Below are 15499 nucleotides of genomic sequence, written 5' to 3' on the forward strand. Positions count from 1 at the left end.
ACTTGGGAATGTTCGGCTGCCTACTCGCTCCAGATGCTAAAAAGAACTCCGGTGTAGCCGGATGGGTACACAGATTCAGTAACTTAGGTAGGGTTTTCTGACGGCTTTTTGTTCCCTTAAACGGATTTTAACGGTAAAAAAGGTAATAAAATCAGGCGGAATACGTGCCGGCTCGATCTCTCACACCGGTAATGCGGGTTCGAATCCCGCAGGGATCACCAAAGATAACGAAAGGTTGTAAAACCTACTAAATGCCGCTTGGGGAGCTGACGGCTCCTCAGACGGCTTTTTTTGTTATTCGGGGGCATTTTCCGTCGACCCGAATGGCAAAATCTTCGGATTCGCCGGTTTCAGATCTTCAAGCGCCTCCGAGACCCCTTTCCAAACCGTCGCCATGTCATGGCAAGGTAGCTGTCATTTGCATTGCACAACTTTTTTTGGTGATACACCGATCAAAGCTTTTCTCACCTTGCGAATATTTTTTTAGCGGTTATGGTCTAATCAGTTGGGATCTGATCCTTTTGTAGAATTTATTGCTGATACGTAAGCGGAGGAAAAAAACGTGCGAGATAGTAAACAGCGGCTAAAGCGCATTCAAAATGCCCTCTGGGGCCTGTTTATCGGTGACGCACTGGCCATGCCAGTTCATTGGTACTACAATCCGAATAATATTAAGAAAGATTTCAATGGGGGGATTACTACCTATGAAGCAGCAAGGCATCCGCACCCTGAAAGCTTCATGGTCGGAATGGGATACCATCCTGATGTGGAAACCGCCAGACGTATCAAAAGGCCTTTTGACATTCTTCATGAACACGTCCGTTTCTACAGTACCAGCTACCACCGGCTCGACATCGATCGATCCGAAAGAGACACGGAGCATGGTAATCCCACACCTTCGGTTGATGAACGCTACCATTATCACCATGGTCTTCTATCTGGTGAAAATACACTGGGGGCGCATCTTCTTAGAGTACTCATGCGGTCCGTGGTATCCACTGGCCAATACGATCAAATGGGTTTTATTGGTGCGTTCATTAATTACCTGACGACACCGGGCTTCAATCGTGACCCATATACCGAGATTTACATCCGACGATGGTTCGAGCAATACACGCAGGGGATGCCGCCTCACGCTTGTGCCGAAATACAGCGGAATTCCTGGTCAATCGGATCACACGGCGGGTTAATCCGCCCGCTTGTCATCAGCTTGTTAGCCGGCAGTCCCTACCAGGGGATCGGCCTGGCCATAGAACATCAGAACCTGACCCATCGCTCGGAAAACAATGTCGCGGCGTTGAGCGTGCTTGTTCCGCTTTTGCATGAACTGGTGTCAGGCGCGGATGGGGAGCAAACCACGATAGCACATGCCCGCCAAATTCGACTGCCAATAGTAACCGGAAGCAATCTTTTCACCCGGTATCGACAGGCTAATGGTCCAGGAAATATTCCAAACGAAGAGATGTGGCAGCTTCACACTCGGCTGGATGATGTTCCTATGGATATTCCTCAATTATTAAATACGTTCAATCAAGAAACCATGCCGCACGATCGTTTAGCCACAGCCTGTTACCCCGAACACGGCCTGCCAATGATGCTCTATCTGGCCGTCCAGAAGCGCTTCGATCTTGAATCTGCTCTATTGGCTAATGCCAATGCCGGTGGAGACAATGTCCATCGTGGCATGGTACTGGGTCTGCTGGTTGGTGCGGCGTCAGAGGAGGTTCCGACAATGCTTAAGACAGGCCTGGTCGACCATGCCGAGTTGGCAACGGAGATCGAAGCCTTTTCCGAGATGGCGGTGACATCCGCAGCGTTCTGATAGGAGGTATAGATGAATACTCCTGCGAAAAAAGTCTTTGACCATCTGCGGGCAATATCCGTTCGAGCCTTCGAACTGATCCATGATCTTGATGCACGACGCAAGTTAATTGACCAGTATTTCTGCGTACACCCGTCAACCTCGGAAATACATGGGCAGTGGTATCCCGTTAAAACCGATCACATCCCTATGGAATGGGTGGTCGCGGACGGCGCAGACCCCAACCGTCGAATCCTCTATATTCATGGCGGTTCCTGGATTTCAGGTTCTCTTGCCGGCTATCGCGCTTTTTTATCACGCGTATCACAAGCCACAGGGGCAGTGGTCCTTTCCGTGGATTATCGTCTGGCACCCGAGCACAAATTTCCAGCCGGCTTGGATGATTGCACGCAGGCCTATCAATGGATGCGGGAAAATGGTCCGGACGGCAAGGGACCTGCCTTGGCCGCTTTCCTGATGGGTGACTCCGCCGGGGGCAACTTAGCGTTGGCCACCCTTTTAAAAATCAAGGATTCCAAGCTACCTCTACCTGCGGCGGTGATTGCCATTTCTCCAGCTACAGATTTTACCGGTGGAAGCCCTTCACTGGTCTCTCGAGCTTCAGTAGACCCGATAATCAATCCGGAAATTTTGCCTGCACTCATCCCTAACTACCTGGGTGAGTATACTGAGCCCAACGATCCGTATGCATCGCCTCTGTTTGGCGATTATAGCGGAATGCCCCCGCTTTTATTGCAGGTCGGCGACGCTGAAGTATTGCTGGATGATTCCACGCGATTGGCAAAGCATGCAGCCGAGCAGGGGTGCGATGTGACACTTGAGATATGGGATGGAATGCCACATGTGTTTCAGGGATTTTCCCCTTTCCTTCCGGAAGCCTCAGAAGCAATAGCAAATATTGGGAAATTTATCCGGCAGCACTGAATGGGTCCGTTTTTGTGAGATAGCCATGGCGTACCTGCTTGGTCATGAAAAATTTTGCCGCTGATCCGAGGAGCATCTATTCCAACATTTAACAAGGATGCGATTCGGAAGCTACTCTCAATGTATGCCAACCCGCCTGAATCATATTATATACAAAATTTTCAGTGTGTAATCACAGCTCAAAGGGTATTGTTAAAGCTTATACAAATTCAACAGCAAAACCTGCATTGTTCAGCCATTTAATGCGCCCTTTGCGGTTTATATTATTCTGGCCAGAGGCAAAAGGGATACTAAGGGTAACAATATCTTCTGTAGAGAATTGATTAACGCTGTGGGTTTCAATATAGGCACCACCGAGGCTGATATTTTTTAGACTTCCTGCGTATAACCGATTTGCATGATGAAAAACGATTTCTGCTGGGTACTTTTTTCTTTCGTGAAAACGTTTACAATCGTAATCATTAACAGCGTATTCTGGTTGCATTTTTTTCCTTTTCATTAATGTTTTATGTTTTTCTATTTCAAGGTCGTTATCGGTTTACGGTTTGTCGGTATCTAATGCCATGAAAATAGACTCATCCAATCTGATCTTCAAATCATTCTGCAAAAGTGCTGCAAATTGTTAGGTTGACCGTTCAATCATAGAATTCGAAGCAATAAACAGACCAGATTTTAGCCGAATTTTATTCAAAAAGATTACAATGTGTTGGGGATAAACGCGACTTGCTGGACAAACAATGGTGACAAACCTGGTCAGTAGAAGTAACAAATATTGGCAAGGTTTGAGGCATAACGGTGCATACAATTTCAGACCTGTCAGTATCGCGGTCGGCAAGTAGGGTTAAGAAATCACTGGGTTTGACAGCGGCCGCCACAATGGATTAGTCTCAATAAAGTTACAACGGGTAATCAATAACTTCCGAAGCTTTTGCCTTCTAATAATATGGGAAGAGTCAAATCGACTCTGCCCAGAATTAGTTTCTGCCTTTTTACTAAACTTAAAAGTTATATAACTCCCTATAATATTGTTTATAATAACTGAATATATTTTCGATTTACAGGTTTAAGTTTACTTCAACTGTATCACCAGGCAATGACAAATCCAATGAGGATTCAGTATCGGGAACGAATCCATCGCTTGATGCGACGACATCATATGTACCCAATGGTAAATCGGCAGAAAAATTGAAAGTCGGATTGTCTGGATCCGGACTCATCGGAAGGCTTATTATTTCTACGTAACCACAGCCCAGCATCCTGTAAAAATTAACATATACGACCAGAGGATTATCAGGGTCGATGTCACCATTTACAGATACATCTCCGGAAATGGTTCCAAAACCAGTCTTTATTAAGTCGAAATCAATTCCGGCGTCACCATTATTTGGCACTGTAATATTAATACAGGCAGGCGCATACATCTCTTCAGAATCTAAAGTAACCACTTTCTGATTTGAATAAGCAACGATGTTATATTCTTGACCGCGGGATAAAATCAATCGGTACTGCCCCTCATCACCGATTTCATCTGATGTCAATGTCGCGCGCACAACTGTTGCAGAAAGGCCTTCAGATATCTGAGCGCTTACCAGTGCTCCAGCTATCGGCGAACTTGATCCAGAATCTAAAACATCGCCATATACAATCGATTTGTTATCCGTCTCGATGACTTTGATTGTGGGTTTTAATAGATATTTACTGTTTCCTGTTTCCACCACTGACCGACAGGCATCAAAATCAAGAACCAATTCGACAACCGTGTTTTCCAATACTCTGAAATTGTGGACGAGTTTAATTCCGGTTTGGAATCCGCTCGGGACCTTTAGCTCCTCTATGGTATCTGACCCGTCATTCAATATGACATAGTTAGCAAAGGGGTGCGGCACGCCTAAAATATTGTTCTCCGATTCCTGATGCCTTCCAATAATCAGCCTTATCTGGCGATACATCCCAGCCTCAAGTTCACTATCACCTAAAACTGCGGTTAACCCATTAATCAATTTAAGTAGATTGTATGTCTGTTCTGGTGTCGCCACGGTAGTCCAACCGGAATTTCCATTGGAGGAAATATCTTTCCTATTTACTTGAACTTCGTCGATCGTGACGTAAATCGCTTTGTATTTCACCGTAGATGAGTCTGTAAGGGTAAGTGAAAGCGTTCCAGTTCTTGTACTTGTACTGTCACCGCCACCGCCACCACCGCATCCGGTTAATAAGCTGGCAACTATCAGAAAATCAAAAACAATTATAAGCTTAATTAATCTCATGCAGGGGCTCCTCTTTCCATGAATTTATTCGTTAGGCACTCTACTATCGGATAATAAAGCAAATAGTGTGCCCGCAGCAGTTTGACTAATTTAACGTTTAATTCCTAAATGTTATAGTCATTGATGATCGGGGTAAGAAAATTTTACGTTAATTATTTCCTTAGTCTATACAAATTTTTTCACATTGGATCGCCTGTAATTGTATCGATTATAAATCAGGATTTGATTTGCTTTTCAATGGTCGTAATAAAAGTTGGCTTAAGATAACGATTGAATCGCCGATAAAAGGTTAGGAAAATATAAAATATAATTTGGAGGGATTAAACTGGTGAAAGCAATAACATCCTACACTACCGTTTTATTGTTTTTGGTAACGATGCTTCTTTCAGCATGCGCAAAGCCAAACGGAGGGAACATATCAATCGATTGGGGAAATACCCAAGCCCACAAGGAACCGACAAAACCGAAGGTTTCAAAAAAAAACGGCCCCCCTTCCCACGCACCTGCTCATGGTTATAGGGCCAAGCATTCTTACCGGTACTACCGTAACGAACACACCTATTATGACACTGATAGAAATTTATATTTTTATCTCGAAAGAGGTGGTTGGCGAATTGCGGCTTCACTACCCAACCACATCAAACTTTCTAACGATTTTGTCACTGTCGAGTTAGAGACCGATAAACCCTATGAGCATTATGAGGAACACACGGAAAAATATCCGCCTGGTCAGATGAAGAAATGGAAAAACAAAAAAGACAAAAAATGGGCTAAAAAGTAAATACAGCAAAAAATACCATTGGCAGGGTTCTATTCGGCGCTGCCTTTTTCTATATTGATAAAAGGGACCTTAATGTGTTCAGAAAAACGATGTTTTGGATTTTATCTGCCTCTTTTTTGCTGACAATTCTTGGCTGTAACAAATTGACCACAGAAAATTATGATCAGCTAAAAATAGGTATGAATTACGAGGAGGTGATTTCACTGTTAGGCAAAGCTGATGAATGCGGCGGTGCGATTGGCATTAAAAATTGTACGTGGGGCAATGAAGAAAAATACATCAAGATGAGTTTTGCCGGTGATAAGGTTGTGGTGTTCTCTGGCCACGGTCTTCAACGGGGGTGAACTAAAAAAGTCAAATACAAGGAAGATGCGTTTACGCATACAACATTTTGCACCTGACCTCTTTTCATAATCGCTGTGTCCACATTGCATATATACGCTGTCTAAAACAGGTCCTATGAAATTTTGGCCTGTAAATATAAAAACTTATTACTAAAGTTTGAGTTCTGGTGGCCGATTTTTAATTGGTAAGGACGTTTACGCAGTTTAACATAAATCATTTTAATTATTAATAATTATACATTGAATTATAATTTTATAACAGGGTTGTAGCTCAGCAGATTGTGACGGATACAACATCTAACCTAAGCATCCATTCCTGCTGGAGATCAAGATTAAATCTACAGAGCATTATCACAATGAAAAGCCTACAATTCCCCAATAAGTTCAATCTGTTTGAGCTTTTTTCCATTTCGAACCATGAACATGGGGATCCTGATCAGCGCCGAAAATCCATATTGTTTAATATTATTGCCGTCATCGGCATCCTTGTTCTGTTTCCAATGGGTATTTTCGCTTATTCGTCTGGTAAAACAATAGTGGGCTTAATGGACCATACATTTGCCGCCGCGTTAACCATCTTGCTATTTTATTATCGCTGGACAGGGAACTATGGGCGGGTGACAAATATTGGGGTTTTTCTTGCGACGATTTTGTTCGGCTATCTGTTTATCAGTAAAGGGGTAAACGACACCGGGCATCTTTGGTGCTATACGCTCCCGCTTTTCTCGTTTTTTGTTCTTGGTCCCCAAAAGGGTCTATGGGCCTCGCTCGGACTGTTAACAATGATTTTATTATACTTATTCTTGCAAGACTATCTGCCATTTAAATTTGAGAAATACAGCTCTGGGTTTGCGGTTCGGTTCATTCCTTCGTTTTTGGTGGTTCTATCGTACGCCTATACATTTGAGAAACTGCGGGAAAAAAGCCATACGAAGCTATCGCTGATAAATGGGAAGCTTGAACAAGTCGTTAACCAGTTGCAAGCAAAAGATGGGGAACTGAGCAACGCGTATAACGAACTAGAGTCAAGAGTTCAACGAAGAACCGCCGAATTAAATGAGACCAACATTGAATTGCAGCAGGAAATGCACGTTCGCCGAGAAGTAGAGCAGCAGCTGAAGCAGATTAATCAAGAATTAGAAGAAAGAGTGACTGAGCGAACCCATCGTTTGAAGGTCGCCAAGCAGTCAGCTGAATCAGCCAGCAAGGCAAAATCTCAGTTTCTGGCAAACATGAGCCACGAAATCCGCACACCCATGAATGGTGTGCTGGGTATGGCCGGGCTCCTTCTGCAGACAGAGCTTGATGATGAACAACATCGTTTTACGACAACGATTCAGAAATCGGGTGAATCCCTTCTGGCAATTATCAATGACATCCTTGATTTTTCTAAAATAGAAGCTGGAAAGCTTGAACTGGAGACCATCAATTTCGACCTTCAGATGCTGGTGGATGATGTCGTCCAGATGCTGGCATCCCGTGCACACGCCAAACGGCTTGAACTGGCGGCATGTATTCCTGAAAATACAATTGTTTCCCTAAAAGGGGACCCTACCCGGTTGCGACAGGTACTGACTAACTTGGTCGCCAATGCGGTTAAATTTACGGAGCACGGCGAAGTCGTGGTCAATCTATCGACCACGCGTCTTTCTGATAATAAAGTACTGCTGCATGTATCCACCAGGGACACCGGCATTGGCATCAGTCCTGAAGATCGACAGCGGCTCTTCACACCGTTTTCACAGGCGGACGGTTCTACCACCAGAAAATACGGGGGGACCGGTCTCGGTCTGGCAATCTCGTCTGAACTCGTTGCTTTGATGGGCGGGACACTGGATTGTGAGAGTGAGATCGGGAAAGGGGCAACTTTTTTCTTTTCGATCGAATTGGAGAAAAGCACGTTAAAGCATCGGAAAAAACGCGATGATGATGCGATTGGATTGCATGGATGCCGTTTACTGATCATTGACGACAATGCCACCAACTGTGAAATCCTCAAGCGGCAGACCGCTGCATGGGGAATGGACAGTCGTGCCTCACAAAACGGAGAAGATGGCATCGCTTTGCTGACGCAAGCCCAAAGCAGTGGCCAACCATTCAGACTGGTCATCCTGGACAGTGACATGCCCGGGATGGATGGGATGGCAGTGGCTCGATGCATTAAGGCGAATCCGTCTCTGGCAGGTATGGCGATGATCATGTTGACGTCGGTAGGACTGCGCGGTGACGCGAAGATAGCGCAAAAATGCGGTTTGTCTGCCTATCTGACCAAACCGGTCCGGCAGTCTGATCTATATGCCACCATGCAAAACGTTCTCTACAATAACAACTCCGATGAACCTAACCAACTTGTCACACAGTACAGCATCGCCGAAGAAATGCGACGGTTTGATTTGACCGTGCTTGTGGCAGAGGATAATGAGACCAACCAGGAGGTTGCCTCAGGCATGCTCAGAAAGATCGGCTGCCGGGTTGAGATGGTCTCAAACGGGCGCCAAGCCATCGATGCGCTTGACGGGCGTGACTTTGATCTCATCTTCATGGACTGCCAGATGCCGATTCTGGACGGGTATCAAGCCACTGCCGAAATTCGGCGCAAAGAGCAAGAGAAGGGTGAGGGCATCCATACACCCATTATTGCGCTGACGGCGCATGCGCTCCAAGGTGATAAGGAGAAATGTCTAGCGGCAGGAATGGACGACTATATTAGCAAACCTTTTCGATCGACTGAGATGCTGGCAACGATAGAGCGCTTGGTCGGAGACCACGTTCCTAAGAATGAAAATCAGGTAAAACAAGACGGTGGGAAAGATCCACAAAAAGGTAAACTTGCTGTTGAAAAGAAAACAAACCACCCCATTGACTTGGATGTGCTGCATACACTTAAGGAGCTTCAGATCGAAGGAGAGCCCGATTTCCTCGAGCGGGTCGTTGTGACCTACTTGGATGGCTCATACCCGTTGATCGGGCAATTGGAAACGGCCTTTTCAGAAAAGAATATCGATGAGATGCGGCTAATTGCCCACCGGCTCAAATCCAGCAGCGCCAATGTGGGCGCCATGCGGCTGTCTGAATTCAGCCGGATGCTGGAAATGGACTGCAATAAAAACTCCGGAGAAGATGCAGAGATGATGGTTTCCGCCATTGTTGCAGAATTTTCCGCGGTAAAGAAAGACTTGGAAAAGGAGATTCGTACCGTATGATCGATCATGAAGATCGTGGGGCGAGCCCCTTGGCACTGGTTGTGGACGATGAGCCGTCATTGCGGCTTTTTATGGGGGCGGCCCTGAAAAAGTCCGGCTTCAACGTGATTGAGGCCGACCACGGTCAGACGGCACTGGATCTTTTTGCCAGCGACAAGCCGGATCTCATCCTGCTTGACCTGGTGATGCCGGGAATGGACGGATTCGAGACCTGTACCGCCGTCCGCCGGCTTCCCGCCGGACGCTACACACCGATTCTCATGGTGACCGGTTCGGACGATGATGCCTCAATCGAAAAGGCCTTTGAAGCCGGCGCCAGCGATTTTGTATCCAAACCGATCAACTGGACGATGCTGGGTCACAAGGCCAAATACCTGCTGCGGGCCGGCCAGGCGTTCAAGGAATTGGACCGCAATCGCAGCCGACTGGCCAAAACCCAGGAACTGGCCAAACTGGGCAACTGGCAGATCGACCTGGCGAGTTTCGAATTCAGTTGCTCATCTAAAGCCTGCCGTCTGCTTGGCCTCGACGGCCAGCACCAGGCCTCCTACGAAGATTTTCTGTCGCCGATTATTGCCCGTGAACGGGATGCCGTGAAGGAAAAAATCGATCAGGCCGTGCAACGCAAACAGGCGGTCGTTCTCAACTATCCGGTGATTCTCCCTGACGGCTCCCAGAAGCACATTTTGAATCAAGGGCAGGTTGTATACAGTAAAGATGGGATCCCGGAACTGATGCTGGGGGTGATTCAGGATGTGACCCAGTTGAGACAGGCCGAGGAAGAGATCCGGATGCTGGCGTTTTATGACAGTTTGACCGGGCTGGCCAACCGATCCCTGTTCATGGACCGGCTCGAGCAGGCTGTGGCCACTGCGCGTCGCACCCGCCAGAAATTTGCCCTGCTTTTTCTGGACCTCGATCAGTTCAAGCTGATCAATGATACCCTCGGGCACCATATCGGAGACCTGCTCTTAAAACAGGTGGCCAGCAGGCTCAAAACCAACATCCGCGGCAGCGACACGGCATCCATCGCTGGCCTGGATCCGCTGGATTCGGTTATCGCCAGGCTCGGAGGTGATGAATTTACCGTTCTGCTGTCCAATATCAAGGAGCCGGAATCGGCGGCCAAGGTGGCGATGCGCCTGATCAATGAGATTGCCGATACCTATCAACTCGAGGGATATGATGTCTCTATGACCACGAGCATCGGCATCAGCGTTTTCCCGGAGGACGGTACAGAATCCAGTATACTTCTGAAAAATGCAGATTCCGCCATGTACCATGCCAAAAAAAATGGCAGAAACAGCTACCAGTTTTACACGGAATCCCTCAACCGATCGGCGATGGAAAAGTTCTCCATTGAGCGGGATCTGAAAAAAGCCCTGATCAATGATGAATTCGTCCTTTTCTATCAACCGCGAATCAACCTCTCCTCTCGCAGGATCGTGGGTGCCGAGGCACTGATCCGATGGATTCACCCCACCAAGGGAATGATCACCCCGGACAAATTCATACCCATTTCCGAGGAGTCCGGCCAGATCATCGATATCAACCGCTGGGTGTTGCAGACCGCATGCCGGCAGAAGAACCAATGGATCGATGCCGGGTTGCAGCCCGTCAATGTCGCAGTAAATCTCTCGGGATACAAGCTATCCAGTCAGAACATCATTCGGACCATTAAAGAGGCGCTGGGCGCACGTGGCAACGAGAACGAGAGCCTTGAGATCGAAATCACCGAAAATGTGCTCATGCAGGACACCCAGGAGACGGTTTCCACGCTGCAGCAGATCAAAGCCCTGAAACTCAGAATCGCCCTGGACGATTTCGGAACCGGTTACTCCTCCTTGAGCTACCTGACATCCTTCCCGGTCGATATCATCAAAATTGATCGTTCGTTTGTGATGGGATGCACCACCGAACCCAAGAATCTGATCATCATCAAAGCGATCATTGCCATGGGACACAGCATGGACAAACTGATTGTAGCCGAAGGCATTGAGACCGAAGAACAATTTGCGCTGATGAAGGAACTGGGCTGTGATGAAGGCCAGGGCTATCTTTTCAAACACCCTGTTCCCCAGGATGTTTTTGCCGCGCTCCTGGCAGACGGCCATTTATAGTGCGCGGGTTGCAAATGTGGACCACACAAACCGGTTGTATTTATGGAATCCTTAACTAATCCAAATATGGACATGATATTACTTTATCATTGAATTTGCCGATCCATACCACACGATTCTCCGAGCGACATGTTTTTGGTATGGTAACACACGAAGCGGTGGGGTTGGTTTCCGTGAGATAACCTTAACGTTCTTGCCTGGCCATTCAGATCGTAATTCCTATTTTGAGCGACTGTAAGCAGGGATTGTTGAGCGTATACTTGATTGGCATATAAACATAATTTGGCTCTTTCATGACACAATTTGTCAGGTTTACTGTTATTTTTTAGATGTTGTCGTTATTCTTTTCCTTCCTCAAGCGTTAACTTTCCTGATTTCCATCATATTTTACCAACAGATTGAGATTGCACAATAATTGCAAATTGTGTTTATGGACAAATCAGTTGGATTGTTGAGGCATCATATTTTTTATCATATTTACAGAATGTTAAGGATAATTTTGTGCCATGCAATTTAACAATAATTGTCGTTTATATGGGGACTCACTTTAGTTATTTGTGAAAACTACCGATGACTGCCTAAGGTAATTTTTCAAGTAACGATCCACAGTTATTATATATACAGCATGGAAAAAATCTTAAAAACCTGGCTGTTCAATCAGTGCCGGATGCTTTCCGGATCCACGCATGCCGTCCTGTTGTCCGGTCCCACCGATGTGGGGCCCTATGATCGGGCTTTGTCCTGGCCGCAGGACGTAGATGGACACAATGCCCTGTTACCGGTTGCCCGGGCGGCCTTGGACAACAAACAGGCGGTTATAAAAACCCGCAGCCATCAAGTTGAAAATACCGGCGAACCACTGGATGCGCTGGCGTGCCCATTGTTTTTAGAAGGCCGCTTGTTGGGGGTTGTCGCTATCGAAATGACCCACCGCTCGCAGTCGATGCAGCGTGCAGCGGTGCAGCATGTTCAAGCCGGGGCCAAGTGGCTCGAAGCCATGATCCTGCTGCATGGGTCCACGGCCAGGGAGCAACTGGTCAATCTGGTGGATCTGGTTGCCGCCGGTTTGGAACATGACCAGTTCACAGTTGCCGCGACCGAGGTGACCAATGAGCTTGCTGAGCGCTTTGCCTGTCACCGGGTGAGTCTTGGGTTCATGCGCTACCACCGGATTCGGGTCGAGGCATTGTCACACACGACACGCATCGATCAACATTCGAGCCTGGTCCGCAGCATCCGGGATGCGATGACCGAATCCCTGGATCAGGGCGCCTGTATCGTGTACCCGCAGACCGATAACGACAGCGTGCTGATTAGCCGTTTTCACGCCCAGTTGGCCAACGTACAGCAAGAGGCGGCAATTTGCACCCTGCCGTTGGTAAAAAACGGTAAAGCGGTTGGGGCCCTGCTGCTGGAACGCGATGCGGACAACCCCTTTGGCGCCGAAACGGTGGCCCAGTGTGAGCAGATCGGGCTTTTACTCGGACCGGTGCTGGCAACCAGAAGGCATGACGAGCGGTTCTTGCCCGTAAAGGTCCTCGAATCTTTGCAAAGTGGGTGTGCCAAACTGTTCGGTCCGCGCCATCTGCCGTTGAAAGTGGGTGTCGGCCTGATCACCGTTCTGTTGGTCTGGCTCTCCCTGGCCAGCGCGATGTTGCGCATCTCCTGCGATTCCGAGCTGGAGCCGGGTATTTGCCGGGCAATTGTGGCACCGCAACAGGGTTATATTGCCGAGGCCCATGTCCGTGCCGGTGACTTGGTTCGCGACGGGGACCTGTTAGCTACGCTGGAGGACCAGGAGCTACGGCTCGAACAGCGCAAATGGCAGAGCCAGCGTACCCAGCTGCTCAAGGAATATCGCAAGGCACTTGCCGGATCGGACCGTGCTGAAATTGCCATTCTCAGGGCCAAACGCGCCCAGGCCGAAGCGCAGTTGAGCCTGGTCGAACAGCAGTTGGCACGCACCACCCTCATCGCACCGTTTGCCGGACTGGTTGTCAAGGGTGACCTCAGCCAGGCCCTGGGTTCACCGGTAACACCGGGTGAAATCCTTTTCGAAGTGGCTCCGACCGACGAATACCGGGTGGTTATGAAGGTTGACGACCGCGATATCGGTCTGATTGCGATAGGGCAGCGCGGGCTGTTGAAATTGTCCGGCATCCCCGACCAGACCCTGGCCATCACCATCGATCGATTGACACCCGTTTCATCCACCGAAGAGGGGCGCAACTATTTCCGGGTCGAAGCCGTCATGGACAGCCACTCGGATCTGATGCGTCCCGGCATGGAAGGGATCACCAAGATTGAGATCGGCCAGGCGAAGCTGCTGTGGATCTGGACCCGACGGCTGGTCGACTGGCTGCGGCTTTTTGTTTGGAATAAACTGCCGTGAGTGAGTTTTGGAGTGATGAGGAAATAAAAAAGTTAAAACTCAAAACTTAACCGTTCACGGTTTACAGTTATCGGTTCACGGTTAAGAAAAGCAGAAGACAGAGGATAACTATGGGGTCTTCCTTTGAGGATTTAGATGTTTGGAAGATGCGAAAGAATTAATAACAGAATTGAAATCAATATCCAAGATGCTTCAATCCTTGCATAGTTCATTGAAAAAACTGTGAACTGTGAACCGGTAACCGTGAACAGATACCTTAAAAACTCATAACGCAACACACAATACTATGCCCGAATCCCTATTCAGCAACTACTGGTATCGCGTCGCCAAGCTCAAGCCGGTGCTGCGCGATACCGCCAACATTTCCCGCCATGTATACCGGGGGCAGCTCTGGTACGTCTTGAGGAACCGCCTGAACGGTCGCAACCACCGGTTCAACGCAGCCGCCTACGCGCTGATCGGCCAGATGGACGGCCGGCGCACGGTGCAGGATATCTGGGACAACGCCGGCGGCCTTTCGGTTGACACCTCCCCGACCCAGGATGAATTCATTCGCCTGCTCGGTCAGCTGCACGACGCCGACCTGATTCAAAGCGACATCCTGCCCAGCACGATGGAGTTAGTCCACACCGTTCGAGACACAGAAAACCGCGGGTGGAAACAGCGGGCTGCCAACCCGTTTTCCCTTCGTTTTCCGCTGTGCGACCCGGACCGGTTTCTGGAACGATGGGGTTTTCTCGCGGCCCCTGTGTTTACGCGCGGTGTTTTTGTCGTCTGGTTGCTGATCGTACTGGCGGCCATGATCCTGGCGGGACTGCACTGGCCTGAATTGTCCGGCAGCCTGTCCGACCAAATTTTTTCACCGAGTAACCTGATGCTGCTATGGCTGGTCTACCCGCTGGTAAAAATCCTCCACGAATTCGGGCATGCCTTTGCAGTGAAAAAGTGGGGCGGCGAGGTGCATGAAATGGGAATTATCCTGCTCGCACTGACCCCGATACCTTATATCGATGCCTCTACCTCCGCCGCCTTTCCTGACAAAAAACACCGCATCGCCGTGGCTGCCATGGGAATGGCCGTCGAACTGTTGTTGGCCAGCCTGGCACTGTTTGTCTGGTTAAATGTGGAAAGCGGACTGGTCAGCGCAATTGCATACAACATCATGCTCATCGGCGGTGTGTCGACGGTGTTGTTCAACGGCAATCCCCTGCTGCGCTACGACGGTTACTATATTCTGGCCGATCTGATCGAAATCCCCAACCTGGGACAGCGTGCCACCCGCTATCTCGGTTATCTTTTGCAGCGCTATCTGTTGGGGATTGCCACGGTCGAATCACCGGTGACTGCTCCCGGGGAGAAAGGCTGGTTCCTGGCATACGGACCGGTTGCCTTCTGCTACCGGATAGCTGTTCTGGTAGGGCTGGTGCTGCTGGTGAGCAGCCGTTTCTTTATCGTCGGCATACTGATCGGCATATGGGGCGCCATCAGCCTGCTGTTGGTTCCGGCAGTCCGCCGCATGACCCAGTTTGTGAACAGCCCGGCGGCACGCGGCCGGCGCGCCCGCCTGGTATGTGTCGGGGGCGTTCCGGTACTGTGTGCGGGCCTGCTGTTGTTCATCCTGCCGGTTCCGCTCTGGACGTCAACCC

At 48.6% G+C, this 15499-nt stretch carries 9 protein-coding genes, 1 tRNA gene and 1 pseudogene; 9 read left to right on the forward strand and 2 right to left on the reverse strand.

Annotated features, from left to right (window positions below; genetic code table 11):
• The first annotated feature begins 123 nt into the window (after positions 1-123).
• From QNK41_RS09700 to QNK41_RS09710, 3 genes are all read left to right on the forward strand, one after another.
• Positions 124-221 (forward strand) — tRNA-OTHER (locus QNK41_RS09700).
• Between the two features lie 341 nt (positions 222-562).
• Entirely contained in the window at positions 563-1822 is a 1260-nt protein-coding gene (locus QNK41_RS09705) for an ADP-ribosylglycohydrolase family protein (RefSeq protein ID WP_319256183.1), read from the forward strand.
• 12 nt (positions 1823-1834) lie between these two features.
• Entirely contained in the window at positions 1835-2746 is a 912-nt protein-coding gene (locus QNK41_RS09710) for an alpha/beta hydrolase (RefSeq protein WP_319256185.1), read from the forward strand.
• A gap of 199 nt (positions 2747-2945) precedes the next feature.
• Here QNK41_RS09710 and QNK41_RS09715 read toward each other — a convergent pair whose 3' ends face one another.
• Positions 2946-3230, reverse strand: a complete 285-nt coding sequence (locus QNK41_RS09715) for a PilZ domain-containing protein (RefSeq protein ID WP_319256187.1) — start codon at positions 3228-3230, stop codon at positions 2946-2948.
• A 571-nt stretch (positions 3231-3801) separates the two neighbouring features.
• Positions 3802-5013 (reverse strand): DUF4382 domain-containing protein, encoded by a 1212-nt coding sequence (locus tag QNK41_RS09720; protein ID WP_319256189.1) that lies wholly within the window; start codon positions 5011-5013, stop codon positions 3802-3804.
• A 328-nt stretch (positions 5014-5341) separates the two neighbouring features.
• On the opposite strand from QNK41_RS09720, the gene QNK41_RS09725 reads away from it, so the two are divergent.
• From QNK41_RS09725 to QNK41_RS09750, 6 genes and pseudogenes are all read left to right on the forward strand, one after another.
• Complete coding sequence (locus QNK41_RS09725) at positions 5342-5794, forward strand: hypothetical protein (RefSeq protein ID WP_319256192.1); 453 nt, start codon at positions 5342-5344, stop codon at positions 5792-5794.
• A gap of 74 nt (positions 5795-5868) precedes the next feature.
• Positions 5869-6138: a DUF3862 domain-containing protein gene (locus QNK41_RS09730; RefSeq protein WP_319256194.1), complete on the forward strand. Its 270-nt coding sequence runs from the start codon at positions 5869-5871 to the stop codon at positions 6136-6138.
• 356 nt (positions 6139-6494) lie between these two features.
• A complete protein-coding gene (locus QNK41_RS09735; RefSeq protein ID WP_319256196.1) occupies positions 6495-9341 on the forward strand; it encodes a response regulator in 2847 nt (948 codons plus the stop codon).
• On the forward strand, positions 9338-11461 hold the full coding sequence (locus QNK41_RS09740) for an EAL domain-containing protein (protein WP_319256198.1): 2124 nt from the start codon (positions 9338-9340) through the stop codon (positions 11459-11461). The genes QNK41_RS09735 and QNK41_RS09740 overlap by 4 nt, the downstream gene beginning before the upstream one ends.
• A 625-nt stretch (positions 11462-12086) precedes the next feature.
• Positions 12087-13853 (forward strand): efflux RND transporter periplasmic adaptor subunit, encoded by a 1767-nt coding sequence (locus QNK41_RS09745; RefSeq protein ID WP_319256200.1) that lies wholly within the window; start codon positions 12087-12089, stop codon positions 13851-13853.
• 286 nt (positions 13854-14139) lie between these two features.
• Positions 14140-15499: pseudogene (locus QNK41_RS09750) on the forward strand (peptidase M50); the annotation flags it as partial.

Origin of the sequence: Desulfosarcina sp., from assembly GCF_033791525.1 — a bacterium.
Lineage (GTDB): Bacteria > Desulfobacterota > Desulfobacteria > Desulfobacterales > Desulfosarcinaceae > Desulfosarcina.